Below are 16,053 nucleotides of genomic sequence, written 5' to 3'. Positions count from 1 at the left end.
CGGAGTCATCGGCGCTTCAGGACACCTCGACACCCGTTTTACGCCCCATGCGCGTCCCATACCGCCCACGGTCCGGCACACCCGGCGTCCCGGTCAGGTCGGTCAGTGCCGCGCGGATGGTGGCGACCATCGCGTCCGGTCGGCGGAAGACCTCCGCAGCCGTGAAGCGCAGAACCCTCCTCACGCCCGCACATGTGGCCAACTCGTTGAAGCGCAGGGCGTCCCGTGCGTGGGCTTCGCGTGTGCCGTGGAAGGCATAACCCTCGATCTCGACCACCAGGCCCTCCGCGAGGAAGAGGAAGTCCGGGCGGAGGCTGCGGCCGGACTGCGCGCGCAGTTCCACCTGGGACGCGGGATGCAGTCCGGCGTCGTGCATCCGCAGGCGCGCGACCGTCTCGGCGGGTGACTCGGCGGCCGGGTCCGTGAGGCGCAGCCGAAGCCGCGCCCGCTGCGCGCCGTCCAGGGGCGGGGCGAGCTCGGCCGTGAGGCCGGCCAGGGTCACCAGGGCTGGGCGGGTCACTCCCGCCACCCGGCGGGGCGAGAGGGCGGAGTCCGCCGCGACGACCGCCTCGTCGTCACCAGGTCCGGCGCGCAGGAGGTCGGCGACCGTCCGCGCGGGCGTGGTCACGGCCAGCCCTTTCCGTACGGTCCGGTCCTTGTCGGCAAGGCTCGTCGCCCACCGCACGCGGACACCGGCGGGCCGGTCGGTCGAGCCGCGGTACGTCGTACTGAACTCCAGCGGCGCGGACCCGGGCCCACTCCAGAGCAGTTCGATGCCGTGCAGCGCGGCGGCGGTACGGTGACTGGCGACGAGACGGGGTCGCAGTATCTGCATCGCGCGGGCACTCAGAAGCCAGTCGACCGGCACGCCCGGCGCCGACCACGCGCCCCGGTGAATCCGAGCCCAGCCGTCGCGGCGCAGTCGCCGGGTGAGCCTGCGGGCGGGCCAGCCGGCGGCCAGGGCATGGGCGGTGAGTAACACGCCGTTGTGCGTGAGTTCAGTCAGATCCTGCACGGACGAAGTGTCCGATGGCGACCGGCAGACACGCATCCCCTGTGGATAACCGGGGCTCCGTCGCCCTGACCGCAGGGTGGGCGGGCCGGGCGCCCGGCGGGGTCAGGAGGCAGAGGGATGGGATCGCGTCGGCCTTACGCCGCGCCAGGCGGAGCCTGCGGACGGGGGCCTGCCCGGCGTCGGGGCGTCGGGCGCCGTCAGCCCGGCAGGTGCAGTCCGGCGACGACCGTCTTGCCCGCGGGCAGGCGGTCGAGGACGTCCCAGCGGCCGGCCGACACCTCCACCAGGCGACCGTCCTCGCGCGGGGCCCGAGCCCCGGCCTATCGACGCTTCAGGACACGCCAGTCACGACCGGGCTTCGGGATCTTCGCCTCGTCCGCGGCCGGGCGGTCCTCGTCCTGGATGACCTCACCCGGGATGACCTGGCCACCGACCGGCTTGGCGAGTTCCAGGCCTGAGAGATGCGTCTTGAGCCTCTTGGACATGGGGCGGAAGGTCGCATAGGTGAGCCCGCCGGACACTGCGGCCCCGACCACGGGAATCGCCTTCGAGACGGACTTGGCGAAGGTCTGTTTCGTCATCTCGACGCCGAGGTACTGGGCGACCTTCTTCACGATCGGATAGACGACACCCTTGGTCAGCGCCTGCTGAGGCAGCTTCTTGGCCACCTGCTCGGAGATCATCCCCGCCAGCTTCCCCACGGCGGCGTTCGCGGACTGGGTCCCGAACATCACCCCGAAGAAGAGCGTGAGCACTCCCTTGGTGGCGTCGTCGAGGTCGTCCTTGTCGGTGGAGAAGAGATCGGGCCAGCTGTAGAGGTAGGCGAGTTTCTGCGCGATGCGCAGCATGTGGGCGACGTACTGGGCCAGATCGGCCGGCACCGTGGCGGGCAGGGCGAGGACTCCGGGAAGGCCGGCAGCCGCGGAGACCGCGCTGACCTTGGCGGTCTCGTAGCGAATGGAGGCGTCGGCCACCCTGTCCAGAACATCAAGAGGGATGCCCGCCGCTGCGGGGTTCTCCTCCATCGCCCGGCGCAGTTGGTCCTCCGAGCAATGACGGGCCAGCGCCGTCCGGAGGTACGCCTCCCTGTCGACCCGCACACCCGGAAGCCTTGCCGCGCTCGCCAGAAGAGCGGAGAAGCGCGACTCCGCGTTCTCGCTCATTTCACCCGTGCCCATGTCAGGAACGTACAGCAGACGGGTGACCCGTATCCCTCGAATCGGTCATCGTGATCGCGGATCGGGCCCGTGGGGGCAGGCGTTGGCCGACTGGACCGAGCCCTCTGTCGCCGTTACCCCGGGAGGGGAGGGCGAACCGCGGATCGCGCCGGCCGCGCGGTGCGTCAGCGTACGCACGCGGGGCAACGCTCGGCGCGCGGGCTGGCGTTGTGAGCGCGTCAGAAACGGATCGACGGGGCGGTACGCGCGGAAGGTGACCACGGTGGCCTGCGAGAACACGGAGGACGGCGTTACGGGTACGGCGGCGGGCGGAGCGGGCGCGGGAGCCGGCGCCGAGCCCCGCATGTATTACAGCCTGCGCACGTCGCAACCGGCCGGGGCCCGGACGTGGCGGAGCCCGGGAGTCGTATCCAGCTCCCGGGCCCCTGGGGTTGCCACCCAATTGCGCTTGCCAGCGCCGTTTAAGAGTGCGGATCAGTCGTCATACCGTCGCGTTCTGCCTTTGAACTACCGCGCCGCGTAGAGGCGCAGGCCGGATTCGAACCAGCATTCAACGGTGTTCGTCCGTACTCGGTCGATCTGGCAATCGGCGGCGATACTGAAGCTGGAGCGAGAGTCTGAGATTGATCGCGGCTGCCTCTGCCATGTTGGGCCACCCCGGCATGTGGTGCCGGGGGGAGGACTCGAACCTCCACCGTTACCGCGTCTTCAGGCTGAACGTCAGTTTCAGCTTGCGCTCGTCACACGGGGCGGACCTCAATTCCGCCTCGTGCAGGGTGCGCAGCCCCCACGGCATTGGCGCGGGGGCGTTCTTGGGGGTGCCGCCTGGCGCGTCCGGCGTCAGCCGAACAGGTAGCCGAACACCGCGTCTCCGACCCGCTGGTCGGTGACCTCGGCGCCGTTCGCCTCCTCGCGCGCGAACTTCACGGCGTGCTGGAGCTTCTCGACCCGCTCCAGCAGCTCGTTCACCCGGCGCGCCGGCAGCGCTCCGGAGAACTTCACGGTCGTCCAGTAGCCGATCGGCACGTCCTCGTAGTACACGTCGACCTGCGCCGGGTGCTTGTCGGTCGCCTCCGCCTTGACGTGGTTGCGGGGGACCTTCTTCGTGCGGATCGTGCGGACCGGGTCCGTCTTCCACCAGTCCGTCGAGGGGTCCAGCGACCAGGACTCGGAGGCGTCCAGGACCGGAAGCTTCTTCACGAAGGTGTGCAGGTCGGTGAGCTGCTTCTCCAGGAAGAGCAGGTAGCTGACCGGGACTTCGGCGACGACCGTACGTCCGTCGACGACGACGTCGGCGCGGGCCGAGCAGTTGGCCCAGTCCTTCGTCGCGGTGACGTCGAAGAGGCGGGTCAGCGACGCGGACATCTCACGCAGCGCCTCCTCGGCCTTGACCTGCACTCGGGCGGACTCGGGCGGCAGCTGCTCGCCCTCCTCGTCCTTCGGCTGGTACGTACGCGAGATGCCTGCCAGCAGCGCCGGCTTCTGCACCTTGTGGTGGGCCGCGGTGATGTCCTGGAGCGACTTGCTCTTGACACCCTTCTCCACGGCGATGATCTGGTTGAGCTTGGTCACTTCGCCCCCTTCGAGTGCCAAGAACGTACCTCACACACCCTCGTTCACCCGTACGGTTTTTCACCGAGGTGCGCCTACGGAGCCGGGTACGTCACCCGGCCGTTCTCGTCGACCCGGGGCTCCGCGCCCCAGGCAGCCAGTTCATGGACGCGTGGCTCGCCGGGCCCCATGATGTGCCGGACCGTCCAGCCAAGGGCGGTGAGCGTGTTGGCGATCAGCAGGCGATGGCAGCGCCACGGTGTCGGCTCGCCGCACATGACGGCGACACGGCCGCGCTCCGCGAGCGAGGTCAGGCGGGTGATGCCCTGCTCGTAGGCCGGGAGCAGCGTGTAGTCGGCGTAGTTCCTGAAGCTGGGGTTGTGCCAGCCCGCGTTGACGGCCGGGTCCACGTCCTGCTTGCGCCGCCGGCCGCCGAGCTCGTCCAGGTACACGTAGTCGATCCCGGCCGGCTCCAGCCACTCGCTCATCACGTCGCGGGAGAACTGCGGGCTCCGGCGCGAACCGGGGTGTGCCCGGACATCGGCCAGGACGTCGATGCGCTGGGCGTCGAGCAGGCCGACGAACGTCTCCTCCGGGCACGTCCAGTGGCCGACCGTCCAGATTTCGTGCACCACGTCATGATGCCTTCCGCCGCGCCCTGGGGCCGCTCGCGACACCGCGGCGTCCCCGCGCGCCGGTCAGCTCACGTTGCGGGCCATCCGGAAACCGAGGTCGTCGATCGCGAACGTGGGGTGGCTGCGACGGCGCACCGTGGCACCGCAGCCACGTTCCGCCTCCGCCCAGCCGCCGCCGCGGAAGGTGCGGTATGCGCCGTAGACCTCCTCGTCGTAGAGGTCCCAGCACCACTCCCAGACGTTGCCCAGCATGTCGTACAGACCCCAGGCGTTCGGGGTCCTGCCGCCGACCTCGTGGAGTCTGCCGTCCGAGTTGCCCTCGTACCAGGCGATGCCGTCGAGTTCACCGTAGCGGTAGCCGGTGGTACCCGCCTTGCACGCGTACTGCCACTCCGCCTCCGTGGGCAGGCGGTAGCCGTCGGCGGCCGGGTCGCGCACGACCTCGCCGCTCCTCGCGTCGCGGGAGTAGACCGGGGCCAGGCCGACGCGGGCCGAGAAGTGGTTGCACAGGTCGACGGCGTCGAGCCAGCTGACGTTCGTCACCGGCAGAGCATGGGACACGGAGGGGTCGGGGGTCCTGTCCGTGAGGGCCCAGTACTGCCCGAGGGTGACGGGGAGACGTGCGAGCAGGAAGGGCTGGAGGGACTCCTGCCACTGTGTGCCGCGGCGGTCGTCGCGGAGATCGACCGTTCCGGCCGGTATCCGGACCATGCCCGCCGCCGTCTCGTCGTCGAGCAGGCTCACGCGGCGCCCTCCCTGTCCTGGGGACCGAAATGCCCCCGCGCACAGGCTACTTCGATCGCCGGTCGACCGCCGGTGAACCCGGCGCGTCACACGGGCCGGTGAACCCGGCCCCTGCGACGGATCCTCTCAGCCGAGCCTGCGGACGGGCGCGCCGTCGAGATACGCACGGATGTCCTCGACCGCGTGACCGTAGTACGCCGCGTAGTTGGCCTGTGAGACATAGCCCAGGTGCGGTGTGGCCAGCAGGCGCGGCGCGCTGCGCATCGGGTGGCCCGCCGGGAGGGGTTCCACGTCGAACACGTCGACCCCGGCACCCGCGATGGCTCCCCGGCGCAGGACGTCGAGAAGCGCGTCCTGGTCGACGATCGCCGCCCGGGAGGTGTTGACCAAGTAGCTGCCGGGCTTCATCAGACCTAGTTCCTTCGCGCCCAGCAGCCCTCGGGTGCGTTCGCCGAGGACCAGGTGCACGGAGACGAAGTCGCTGGTCTCCATCAGCTCTTCCTTGGAGGCGGCGAGACCCACCCCCACCTCGTCGGCGCGGTCCTGGGTGAGGTTCGCGCTCCAGGCCACCACGTCCATCCCGAAGGCGAGGCCGACCGCGGCGACCCTGCTGCCGATCTTGCCGAGGCCGAGGATGCCGAGTCTGCGACCGTACAGATCGGCGCCCACGGTCGACTGCCAGGGGCCGCCGTCCCGCAGAGCGTCGGCCTCGGTCACGATCCCGCGCGCCAGGCCGAGCAGCAGGGCCCAGGTGAGCTCCACGGGCGGGGTGGCCGTGCTCGCGGTGCCGCAGACGGTGACGCCGTGACGTTCGGCGGCGGCGTAGTCGATGGACGCGTTGCGCATGCCGGAGGCGACGATCAGCCGCAGGCGTGGCAGCCGCTCGATCAGGGTCGCCGGGAAGGGCACGCGCTCCCGGAGCGTGACGACGATGTCGAACTCGGACAGCCGCGTGACGAGTTCGTCCTCGCTCGCACAGTGGTCCTCGAAACACACGACGTCGACCTCACCGGCGACCGGCGACCAGTCGGCGGCGGTGGACGCCACGGACTGGTAGTCGTCGAGCACAGCACAGCGGAGCTTCATGTGTCTTCCCCTTCGGCGGCGCGGCAAGGCCCCCGCGGCTGGACGGCCTCGGCGGCGCGGCGAGCCCTCGCGGCTGCGCGGCCTTCGGCGGCGAGGCCCCGCGGCGGCACGGGTGAATCTACCGGCCCCGTTCCGCGCTCACGCGTCCGGCCAGGCCTCCCCGTTGCGCGCGACGTCGTAGACGCGCTCCACCTGGGTCGCGGTGAGCACGCCGGTCAGCGGGGCGAGTGCCGACAGCTGGCGCTCACGGCAGACACGGACTCCCGCCGGGGTCGCGACCACCTCCAGCGCGGTGACGCCGGTGAACACCAGCACGGTCTGGACGGGCACATCGAAGGCGCAGTGCGTCTCCAGCGCGGCACGCGCCCACCGGGTGCCCGGGCGGTCGTCGAGCTCGTACGGCTGCGGGGTCCCGTCGTCGATGCGCAGGGTGCCGTCGCCGATCCGTACGGACGCCCCGGGGCGGTGCTCGGTGCTCACCGCGAACACTCCACCGGGCCCGATGAGCAGATGCCCGATCTCCGTGCCGTCCGGCAGGGGCACGGAGTGCAGGACCCGCCAGCCGTGCCGGGTCAGCCGCTTGAGCTCCGCCCCCACGCGTCGCTCCCCCGCGAGGGCGCCCCGGCGCGGGTCCCCGTCCTTGTTCCGCCGCAGCGCACCGGTCGCCGCCCGTACGAACGCCCCGGTGCCCGACTCTCCGAGCTGCTGCCGGAGCTTCGCGCCCGGCCGGCGTGCCGCGAGGTCGTTCGCCGGGGTGAGCGCGGGCAGGCCGGGCGCGCGCGGGGAGCCTTCCCGCCGCGGCACCGACGGCGACGGCCGGACCTCCTCCGCCTCCGCCCCGGTCGCGGACGCCACCGCCGCCCCGCCCTCGACGGGCGGCACGGCCGACTCCACCGCCGCCCCGCCCTCGACGGGCGGCACGACCGCCTCCACCGCCGCTCCGTCCACGCCGGGCGGCACGGGTGCCGGACTCCGTCCGGGGACCGACTCCGCTGCGGGCGGTGGCTTCTGCGCGGGCACGCCGTTCACCGCGCCCCGCTTCCGCATCCCCCGCATCGGCGGGATCCTCGGAACCTGCGGCGGGGTGCGCGGCGCCGGCGGCCCCGCCGGGGCGTCCTCACCGACGAGGGCCGGGAGGTCCGGGACCTGACGCGCGAGCGCGTCGGTCACGGCGTCGCGGTAGCGAGGGTGCAGCACCGTGATGGTGCCGCTGCCCCGGTCCGCCCAGCCGATCGCTGTGCCGTCCGGCAGGTTCACATAGAGCCGGTCGTGCCCGAAGAGCTGCCATGACGTGACCTTGAGATCCTGCATCGTGCCCCCTCTGTTCACAGTGCCGGCGTCCGTCTCCCCCGCCAGCCTGTACGGCTATCCGGCAGCAGCACAGGGCGCAGGACGGGCGCGCGGAATCGGGAGCCCGGCGTTACGGAGCAGTCCGGGCCCCGCGTGCCCCGGCCCGAACTGCTCCGGCGCCCCCGTCAGACCAGGGGGAGCCCCGGCGCCGGATAGGCGTCCATCATCGTCCTGACCTCGTCGCGGACCTTGGAAACGGTCGCTTCGTCACCTGTACGAGCGGCATCGACCACCAGACCGATCCACTCCGCCACCGCCGCCATCTCGGATGCGGGGATGCCCCGGGACGTCAGCGCGGGGGTGCCGATACGGATGCCGGACGGATCGAAGGGCTTCCGGGGGTCGTAGGGCACGGTGTTGTAGTTCACGACGATCCCGGCCCGGTCGAGCGCCTTGGCCGCGATCTTCCCGGAGACGCCCTTGCCGGTGAGGTCGGCCAGCAGCAGATGGTTGTCCGTGCCGCCCGACACGAGGTCGAAGCCGCGGGCCGCCAGTTCCTCGCCCAGTACGCGGGCGTTGGCGACGACCTGGTGTGCGTACGCGGCGAATCCCTCCCCGGCCGCCTCCTTCAGCGCCACCGCGATGGCGGCGGTGGTCTGGTTGTGCGGCCCGCCCTGGAGGCCGGGGAACACGGCCCGGTCGACGGCCTTGGCGTGTTCCGCCCGGGTCAGCAGCATCGCCCCGCGCGGCCCGCGCAGGGTCTTGTGGGTGGTCGTCGACACCACGTCGGCGTAGGGGGCGGGTGAAGGGTGCGCTCCCCCCGCGATCAGCCCCGCGATGTGGGCGATGTCGGCCACCAGGACGGCGTCCACCTCACGGGCGATCTCGGCGAAGCCGGCGAAGTCGATCACGCGGGGTACGGCGGTCCCCCCGCAGAAGATCACCTTGGGCCGCTCGGCACGCGCCAGGTCGCGGACCTCGTCCAGATCGATGCGCCCGGTGTCACGGCGCACCCCGTACCGCACGCCCCGGAACCACGTGCCCGTGGCGGAGACACCCCAGCCGTGCGTCAGGTGGCCGCCCATCGGCAGCGACATCCCGAGGACGGTGTCACCGGGGTCCAGGAACGCGAGGTAGGCCGCGAGGTTGGCCGGCGAGCCCGAGTACGGCTGCACGTTGGCGTGATCCATGCGGAACAGCGCCTTGGCTCGCTCGACGGCGAGCGTCTCGACCTGGTCGATGACCTGCTGGCCCTCGTAGTACCGCTTCCCGGGGTAGCCCTCGGAGTACTTGTTCTGCAGGACGGTGCCGGACGCCTCCAGCACGGCGGCGGAGACGTAGTTCTCGCTGGGGATGAGGCGCAGGGTGTCCGCCTGGAGCCGCTCCTCGGCGTTCACCAATGCGGCGAGTTCGGGATCGGCGGCGGTCAGGGCGGGGCGGCGGGCTTCGGACGGCTGTACGGCCACGGGGATCCTCCCGGGTCGGTCGCACGCGGGCGACATGGACCCGGATTGCCCAGGCGGACGGCCCTCCGGCGATGACGCCCCGGGCGTGCCCGGAGTGTGCCGCTCCCTCGTGGTCGGTTCCACGCAGCACCCTGCCGGGTGCGCGCCAGTCGCGGCGTTCCGCACTCTACTGCGCGGCGGGCCGGTGCCGCAGCATGCCGCGCAAGGTCGGCCCATGAGGGCCGCACACGGTCGGAGCAATGCTTTCGCGCCATTTCGGCCGGGTGATGCGGACCGGGCGTGAACGGGTGCGGGAGTGGGCAGTTTCCCCGCGACCTGACGAGGTTCGGCGGTGGGGGGCCGTGATGGAATCACGTGATCAGCGGGGTGTGCCCGGATCCAGACCCGGGTCCGGAGCGGAGTCCGGGACGGAGCGTCTTCCGGAGTACCCGTGGGGCGGGATCCAGCCGCCGCCCCCGCCCGCGGGCCCACCCGCAGGCACGCCACCGCAGGGAGCCGCACTGCGCGCCCTCTCGGCGGGCCTGCTCAACCTCTCCGGCCTCGGCCTCGGCCACCTCCTGGTGCGCCGCACCCGACGAGCGGCGGTGAGCTGGGCGGCGACCGGAATTCTCCTGCTGGTCGCCCTCCCCGCCGATCCGGACGGGGTTCCCGAGGCGCTCGTCGCCGCCTATCTCCTGCTGCTCGTCCTCGCGGGTGCCGACGCGGCCCGCATCGCGTTGCGCGCGGACACCGGCCGGGCGTCCCGGCCCCTCCTGGCCGCCGCCCTCGGACTGCTGCTGCTCGCGGTCCCGGTCGGCGGGACCCTCGCCTACGGCTCCGCCCGGGACGAGGCCGTGGAGCAGGAGCTGCTCGGTCGTCTGGAGGAGGGCGACGATCTGGTCGAAAAGGCGGCGAAGAGCCCGTTCGCGCTGTCCAAGGGCGACTACCACTACGCGCTCACCCTCTACCGGGAGCTGGGCGAGGAGCACGCGGGCTCGCGGGCCGCCGCCCTCGTGCCCGCGCGGCTCAAGGCCTACTACACCTCGGTCGCCTCGCCGTACCGTGCGAAGGAGCACTGCGAGGCGATCGCCCCCCTGACGTATCTGCGGACGGTGCCCGACAGCGTGGACGGGAAACTGCTCGGCGATCTCGCGGACTGGCCCGACACCCCGCTCGCGGAGTCGCTGTACGCCTGCGGGGTCTCCCGGCTCGGCGGTACGGGGACGAGCTCGGGCGGCGAGGAGCTGGGCGCCCTGCTGCGTACGTTCCCCGAGTCCTCGCAGGCCGGGCAGGTCGGCCCGGCGATCAGCACGACGATACGCAAGCAGGTGGCGGGCCTGAAGGGCTCGGACCCCTGCGCCGTGACCGACCAGCTGCGCGGCACGCGCACCTTGGTCGCCGGGCTCCCCGAGACCTCGGTGCCCTCGCTGGAACGGCAGGCCGACGCCGGAGTGCGCGACGGCGTGTACGCCTGCGGTGTGGACGAGTTCGAGGACAAGCACTTCACCGAGGCACGGCAGACCCTGGGCGACTTCGCGGACACGTACAAGGAGGACCGGCGCCGAAAGCAGGCCCGGAACATCGCCATAGCCGCCGAGATAGCCGAGGACCGCCCGTCGGCCGGAAAGCGCCTGCCCAGGAGCGGAAGTCCGGGCGGGGCCCGCATGGAGCTGGTCATCAGCAACGACGCGCCCTCCGGCGTCGAGGTGCTCTACACGGGCCCGGTCACGGGCACGTTGAAGCTGAAGGCCTGCGGCGGCTGCGCGCGGTACCCCAGTGAGGCCGCCGGATCCTCGAAGTCCTGCCGGGCCGACGGGAGGTCGTACCCGAAGGCGCGGTTGAACCTCCCGGCGGGCGACTACCACTTCCTGTACAAGCGCGGCTCGGACGAGGATGCGGCCGTGGACAACTACACGTCGGGCACCAGCGTCAAGCCCGGCTACTCGTACACGAGTTGCACGTACGTCGTCGAGCAGGACGAGTACGGCCTGGACCTGCCCCTGCTGCCGGACCCGCTGGAACCCGCGTCCGCCCATCGGTGAGCGCCCCGCCTTGACCTGCGAGCGTCCCGCCTCGACCTGCGCCGGCCGAGGCCGGCGCCGGACACACCTCGGCCTGCGCCGGCCGAGGCGGGTGCCGGTGCCGGAGACGCCTCGGTCGGCGCTGCCGGGGCCGGCGCCGGACACGCTTCGGCCGGCGCGGCAACGCGTCAGGCCGAGGCGCGCTTCCGGGTGCCCCCGCCGGACTGCTTCGCCGTCGACTTCTTAGCCGCCGCCGATTTCTTCGCCGCCGTCTTCTTCGCCGGTGCCTTCTTCGCAGGTGCCTTCTTCGCAGGAGCCTTGTCCGGGGCGGCCTTCTTCGCCGGGGCCTTCTTCGTCGCGGTCTTCCTGGCCGCCGTCTTCTTCGCGGACGGTTCGTCCCCTGCCGCCTTCTTCGCGCCGGTCTTCTTCGCGGCCGGCTTGCCCGCCGCGGCTTTCCCGCTCTCCGCCCGTTTCGCCGGGGCCCGCCCGGACGTCCCGGACTTCTTCGCGCCGCCACCCCGGCCGGACCCGATGTGGTGGACGTCCGCCACCTCACCCCCGCGCCCCGAGTCCTGCCCGTGGGACTCCTTCGCGGCCCGCACGCTGCTCTCCAGCGCCGCCATCAGGTCGATCACCTGACCCTCGGGCTCTTCGCCCTCGGCCTCCGCGACGGGCTCACCGGCCGCCTTCGCCGCGACCAGTTCCTCGACCGCCTCGCGGTAGTCGTCGTGCAGCGTGTCCATGTCGGCGTCGCCGAGGGTGTTCATCAGCGCGTCGGCCAGGTCGAGTTCTGCATCACGGACCTTGACGCCCGAGTCGGGGGCGACGCCTTCCGGGGCGCGGATCTCGTCCGGCCACAGCAGGCCGTGCATGGCGATCACGTCGTCGACCACCCGCAGCATCCCGAGCCGTTCCCGCCCCCGCAGGGCGTACTTCGCGACGGCGACCTTCCCGCTGCGCCTCAGGGCCTCACGCAGCAGGGCGTACGGCTTGGCCGCGGGGGCGCCGTTGGCGGAGAGGTAGTACGCCGAGTCCAGCTGGAGCGGATCGATCGCCGACGGGGGCACGAACCCCTCGATCTCGATCGTCTTGGCGGTGGGCAGCGGAAGTGAGGCGAGGTCCTCGTCGGTCACCGGGATCACGGTGCCGTCGGCGTCCTCGTACGCCTTGACGGTCTCGGATGCGGGGACCTCCTCCTCGTCCAGCTCGCAGACCTTGTGGTAGCGGATCCGGCCGCCGTCGGCGAGATGGATCTGCCGGAAGGAGATCGAGTGGTTCTCGGTGGCGTTCATGAGCTTGACCGGGATGCTGACCAGTCCGAACGAGATGGAGCCGTTCCAGATGGACCTCACCGTTCACCCCTTACGCCCGGCACGCCGTCATTGATCCGATTTCATGTGATTCTTATCGTATGACGCCGATCACAGAGGTGGAGGGGCGGCGCCTGGCGCTCAGCAATCTCGACAAGGTGCTCTACCCGGCCTCCGGGACCACCAAGGGCGAGGTGCTGCACTACTACGCGGCCACGGCGGCGGACGCCATGCTGCCCCACCTGCGCGACCGCCCGCTGTCCTTCCTGCGCTATCCGGACGGCCCGGAAGGGCTGCGCTTCTTCACCAAGAATCCGCCGCCCGGTACACCCGACTGGGTGCGCACGGCCCCGGTGCCGCGCAGCGACGATCCGGGCGCCCGGCAGGTGCTCGCGCAGGACCTCCCCTCACTGATGTGGGCCGCGAACCTCGTGGTGGAGTTCCACACGCATCAGTGGCGGCAGGACTCCCCCGCCGTGGCCGACCGCATGGTGTTCGACCTGGACCCCGGGCCGCCCGCGGGCGCCGTCGAGTGCTGCGTGGTCGCCCTGTGGCTGCGCGAGCGGCTGGCGGCGGACGGACTCGCGGCGTACGGGAAGACCTCCGGTTCCAAGGGGCTGCACCTGCTCGTCCCCCTGGTCCCCACCCCCTCCGACGAGGTGACGGCGTACGCCAAGGAGCTGGCGGTGGAGGCACAGGGCGCGCTGCCCGAGCTGGCGGTGCACCGGATGACGCGCGCGCTGCGGCCGGGCAAGGTCTTCGTGGATTTCAGCCAGAACGCGGCGGCGAAGACGACCGCGGCCCCGTACACCCTGCGCGCGAAGGGCCGGCCCACCGTCTCCGCGCCGGTCACCTGGGACGAGATCGAGGCGTGCGAGGCACCGGAGGAGCTGGTCTTCCTCGCGGGCGACATGGCCGCGCGGCTGGACCGGCACGGTGACCTGCTCGGCCCGCTGAACGATCCCGGGCAGGCAAGGCCCCTTCCCGGGCGCTGACCCGGACACCGGCCCGGGCGCTGACCCGAACACCGGCCCGGACATTGCACCAGATACCGGCCCAGGCACTGCATCGGACACCGGCCGCCCGGACGCTGAGTGGAGGGGAGGCGCACAGCCTGTTCACAGCCGTGGGGGTCGCCGCGAGGAAAGGCCGCAACTGGCGGGTGGATTGTCCTGGCCGTGGTGCACACTCTGCGCAGACGCTGCTTCGCGGACGCGGTTTCCCGCCGCGCCCGGGACGCGGAGGCAAGACACGGGAGGGTGTGGCGTGTTCAGGGGGATCGACGAGGTCGACTGGGCCTCGATGGAGCATGCCTACGGTCCGGCGGACGACGTGCCGGGGCTCCTGCACGGGCTCGCCTCCGCCGATCCGGCGGAGCGGGAGAGCGCGCTCGACGGGATGTACGGCGCGGTGCACCACCAGGGCGACGTGTACGCGTGCACGCTCGCCTGCATCCCTTTCCTCTTCGAGCTGGCCGTGGACCCCGGCATACGGGACCGGGGCGGCATCGTCGAACTGCTGACCAGCATCGGGGGCATCGATCTGGACGAGGAGGACGAGGACGGTCTCGACGAGCTGGACGAGGACGAGATCGAGGGCGTCGCCAACTACGCCATGGCCGCGGCGGCGGTGTCGGCCGGCTCGGCGGTCTTCTTCGAGCTCGTCGCCGACGAGGACCCGGGCGTACGGCTCGCCGCCCCGCTGGCCCTGGCGACGCTGCACGAGCGGCCGGACAGGGTGCTCGCGCTGCTGCGGGAGCGGCTGCCGGTGGAGGCGGACGACGAGGTACGGCTCGCGCTCGTCGAGGCCGCGGGGCGGATCGCGCTGCGCCACCGGCGGCTGGGCCGACAGGCCGCGGACTGGCTGAGCCGGCTGGCCGCCGAGGCGTACTCGCCGGGGCTGCGGCTCGCGGCCCTCGCCCAGCTGGCCAGGTGCGCCCCGGACGCGCTGCCCGGCGATGTCGTACGGCTGGTGTCGGCCTTGCTGCGGGAGCTGCGCTCGGGGCCGGTCCGGCCGGAACCGGCCGCCGCGAAACAGCCGCCCGGCGAGGACGGGCCGCCGGACCGCGCCACCGCGCCGACCCTGGTGGGACAGTTGCGGGAGCTGGCCGCCGAGGAGTCCGCGGGGCGCGGCGCCCCCTGGGCCGCCGACCTGCTGCGGACGCTGCACAGCGGGCTGGGCGACCGGGTGGACGACCGCACGGCGCTCCTGATGGACCAGCTGGGCAGCCCGGATCCCCGGCAGCGCGTCGACGCCGTGCGGATGAGCGGCGGGCTGATCCGGGCCTGGCGCGGTTCGTACGAGGGCCTGGTGCGGCTGATCGGGGCCCAGCTCGGCGATCCGGAGCCGCGCCTCGCCGACGCCGCATCGCACGTGCTGGAGGAGCTGTTCGGTCTGGCGGCGCCGGCCGCCGACGCCCTGGCCGGCCGGGTGGCCTCGGACCCCTCGGCGTGGGTGAGGGAGTGGGCCGGCGGGCCGCCAGGACTGGGTTCGGCGGTGAAGGCGCTGGCCGGGCTGGGCGATGCCCGGGTGCTGCCCGCACTGGCGTCGGCGCTGGAGCGGCCGGAGGTGCCGCACGACACGGGGTTCGCCATCCGGTGCCTCGGTGACGCGGCGGCCCCGCTCGCCGGGACGCTGCGGCGCAGGCTCGCCGAGGTCGCTCTGGACGAGAGCGCGTACGACCGGGCGAGCCCGCTGCTCGCCGGGCTCACGGCGCTGCGGGCGGGCGAGGCCGCCCCTGAGGTGCTGCGGGTGCTGCGGGGGGCTCCCGAGTACCGGGGCGAGTGGCTGCGCACGGCGGCCGTACGCGCGCTGGCGTCCTTCGGGCCGGCCGCCGGCTGCGCCGTTCCGGAGCTGCGGCGACTGATCCTCCGGCCCGGGACGGGGGCGGCGACGGAGGCGGCGGAGGCCCTGTGGGCCGTCACCGGCGATGCCGAGGAGGTGCTGCCCGTGCTGACCCAGGGGCTGCGGGCGGACCGGGCGCGCGAGTCCCTGGCCGCGGCGAGCGCCCTGGGCGCGCTGGGTCCCCTCGCCGCAGCCGCGGCGCCGCGGCTGCGGGCCCTGCTGTCGCACGACGAGCTGTGGCTCAGGGTCGAGGCGGCGATCGCCCTGTGGGAGGTCTCGGGACGGACCACCGACGTGGTTCCGGTCCTCCTGTCGGCATGGGAGAGGAACCGTCACGTCAGGGTCCGGGTCGCGGAATGCCTGGCGCTGATGGGCCCCGGCGGTGCAGGCTCGGACGCGACACGGGTGCTGCGCGCCGAGCTCCTCTCCGTACGCCGCCACAACGCGATGGACGGCGGGTACGGGAGTCACGACACTTACAGGGACGAGAAGCTGCTGGCGCTCTGCCGGCGGGCGCTTCAGGGAGAAGCGGGGAAAGGAACCACATCATGATCATTTTCGGTACGCGGGGTTATCTGTACCAGCTGGCGGTCCTCACCATGGTGTGCGGCTGGTGCGGCAATCCGGCGGCGCACACCCTGCGCAAGAAGGTCACCAAGTTCACGCTGTTCTTCGTGCCGCTGTTCCCCTTCTCCACGAAGTACGCGACGCAGTGCACCTTCTGCGGCGGGGAGCGGCAGATACCCAAGGAGCAGGCCGACCAGTTGCTGGCGCAGGCCCAGGGCGGGCAGGACGGCAATCCGTACGGCGCCGCGCAGCAGCAGCCCGGCTACGCGCCGCCCGGCGGCCAGAACCCCTACCAGAGCTGAACCGCCGCGGGACCGTCCGCCAGGGAGTGCCACGAAGCTGACATAAGGGAAATAACACCCGCCTC

At 72.3% G+C, this 16,053-nt stretch carries 13 protein-coding genes; 4 read left to right on the top strand and 9 right to left on the bottom strand.

Translation table 11 applies throughout. The features are described from left to right. Nucleotides 1-16 precede the first annotated feature (16 nt). The 8 genes from ACFYQ6_RS12710 to glyA all read right to left on the bottom strand — a co-directional run bounded on the left by ACFYQ6_RS12710 (nt 17) and on the right by glyA (nt 9,001). Nucleotides 17-1,015: a hypothetical protein gene (locus ACFYQ6_RS12710; RefSeq protein ID WP_388762839.1), complete on the bottom strand. Its 999-nt coding sequence runs from the start codon at nt 1,013-1,015 to the stop codon at nt 17-19. A 320-nt stretch (nt 1,016-1,335) separates the two neighbouring features. Then, nucleotides 1,336-2,193: a hypothetical protein gene (locus ACFYQ6_RS12705; RefSeq protein WP_388762837.1), complete on the bottom strand. Its 858-nt coding sequence runs from the start codon at nt 2,191-2,193 to the stop codon at nt 1,336-1,338. 840 nt (nt 2,194-3,033) lie between these two features. Further along, entirely contained in the window at nt 3,034-3,765 is a 732-nt protein-coding gene (locus ACFYQ6_RS12700) for a hypothetical protein (RefSeq protein ID WP_361573697.1), read from the bottom strand. A 74-nt stretch (nt 3,766-3,839) separates the two neighbouring features. Next, on the bottom strand, nt 3,840-4,376 hold the full coding sequence (locus tag ACFYQ6_RS12695; RefSeq protein ID WP_361573695.1) for a DUF488 domain-containing protein: 537 nt from the start codon (nt 4,374-4,376) through the stop codon (nt 3,840-3,842). Nucleotides 4,377-4,442: 66 nt separating this feature from the next. Continuing rightward, nucleotides 4,443-5,123 carry an SUMF1/EgtB/PvdO family nonheme iron enzyme gene (locus ACFYQ6_RS12690; protein WP_361573693.1) on the bottom strand — a complete coding sequence of 227 codons (681 nt, stop codon included), beginning with the start codon at nt 5,121-5,123 and terminating at the stop codon, nt 4,443-4,445. A 126-nt stretch (nt 5,124-5,249) separates the two neighbouring features. Further along, entirely contained in the window at nt 5,250-6,209 is a 960-nt protein-coding gene (locus ACFYQ6_RS12685) for a D-2-hydroxyacid dehydrogenase family protein (protein WP_388762835.1), read from the bottom strand. Nucleotides 6,210-6,347: 138 nt separating this feature from the next. Further along, nucleotides 6,348-7,520 carry an NERD domain-containing protein gene (locus ACFYQ6_RS12680; RefSeq protein ID WP_388762833.1) on the bottom strand — a complete coding sequence of 391 codons (1,173 nt, stop codon included), beginning with the start codon at nt 7,518-7,520 and terminating at the stop codon, nt 6,348-6,350. A 164-nt stretch (nt 7,521-7,684) separates the two neighbouring features. Beyond that, entirely contained in the window at nt 7,685-9,001 is a 1,317-nt protein-coding gene (glyA, locus tag ACFYQ6_RS12675) for a serine hydroxymethyltransferase (RefSeq protein WP_361573687.1), read from the bottom strand. A 308-nt stretch (nt 9,002-9,309) separates the two neighbouring features. Between glyA and ACFYQ6_RS12670 the strand changes: the two genes are divergently transcribed. After that, on the top strand, nt 9,310-10,986 hold the full coding sequence (locus ACFYQ6_RS12670) for a hypothetical protein (protein ID WP_388762831.1): 1,677 nt from the start codon (nt 9,310-9,312) through the stop codon (nt 10,984-10,986). A gap of 167 nt (nt 10,987-11,153) precedes the next feature. Here ACFYQ6_RS12670 and ACFYQ6_RS12665 read toward each other — a convergent pair whose 3' ends face one another. Beyond that, on the bottom strand, nt 11,154-12,317 hold the full coding sequence (locus tag ACFYQ6_RS12665; protein ID WP_388762830.1) for a Ku protein: 1,164 nt from the start codon (nt 12,315-12,317) through the stop codon (nt 11,154-11,156). 59 nt (nt 12,318-12,376) lie between these two features. Between ACFYQ6_RS12665 and ligD the strand changes: the two genes are divergently transcribed. The 3 genes from ligD (at nt 12,377) to ACFYQ6_RS12650 (ending at nt 15,988) form a co-directional block, all read left to right on the top strand. After that, complete coding sequence (ligD, locus tag ACFYQ6_RS12660; protein ID WP_361573681.1) at nt 12,377-13,270, top strand: non-homologous end-joining DNA ligase; 894 nt, start codon at nt 12,377-12,379, stop codon at nt 13,268-13,270. Between the two features lie 271 nt (nt 13,271-13,541). After that, nucleotides 13,542-15,671: a PBS lyase gene (locus ACFYQ6_RS12655; RefSeq protein WP_361573679.1), complete on the top strand. Its 2,130-nt coding sequence runs from the start codon at nt 13,542-13,544 to the stop codon at nt 15,669-15,671. Then, nucleotides 15,668-15,988 carry a zinc-ribbon domain-containing protein gene (locus ACFYQ6_RS12650; RefSeq protein ID WP_356738256.1) on the top strand — a complete coding sequence of 107 codons (321 nt, stop codon included), beginning with the start codon at nt 15,668-15,670 and terminating at the stop codon, nt 15,986-15,988. The genes ACFYQ6_RS12655 and ACFYQ6_RS12650 overlap by 4 nt, the downstream gene beginning before the upstream one ends. Nucleotides 15,989-16,053 lie beyond the last annotated feature (65 nt).

It is taken from the genome of Streptomyces sp. NPDC005494 (assembly GCF_042872025.1).
Classification (GTDB): domain Bacteria; phylum Actinomycetota; class Actinomycetes; order Streptomycetales; family Streptomycetaceae; genus Streptomyces.
This window is presented reverse-complemented; position numbering and strand designations above follow the sequence as displayed.

What these genes read in the sequence shown, in the direction of transcription:
- ACFYQ6_RS12705 (WP_388762837.1), bottom strand. Translation starts at nt 2,193, where the DNA reads ATGGGCACGGGTGAAATGAGCGAGAACGCGGAGTCGCGCTTCTCCGCT.
- ACFYQ6_RS12685 (WP_388762835.1), bottom strand. Translation starts at nt 6,209, where the DNA reads ATGAAGCTCCGCTGTGCTGTGCTCGACGACTACCAGTCCGTGGCGTCC.
- ACFYQ6_RS12680 (WP_388762833.1), bottom strand. Translation starts at nt 7,520, where the DNA reads ATGCAGGATCTCAAGGTCACGTCATGGCAGCTCTTCGGGCACGACCGG.
- glyA (WP_361573687.1), bottom strand. Translation starts at nt 9,001, where the DNA reads ATGTCGCCCGCGTGCGACCGACCCGGGAGGATCCCCGTGGCCGTACAG.
- ACFYQ6_RS12670 (WP_388762831.1), top strand. Translation starts at nt 9,310, where the DNA reads ATGGAATCACGTGATCAGCGGGGTGTGCCCGGATCCAGACCCGGGTCC.
- ligD (WP_361573681.1), top strand. Translation starts at nt 12,377, where the DNA reads ATGACGCCGATCACAGAGGTGGAGGGGCGGCGCCTGGCGCTCAGCAAT.
- ACFYQ6_RS12650 (WP_356738256.1), top strand. Translation starts at nt 15,668, where the DNA reads ATGATCATTTTCGGTACGCGGGGTTATCTGTACCAGCTGGCGGTCCTC.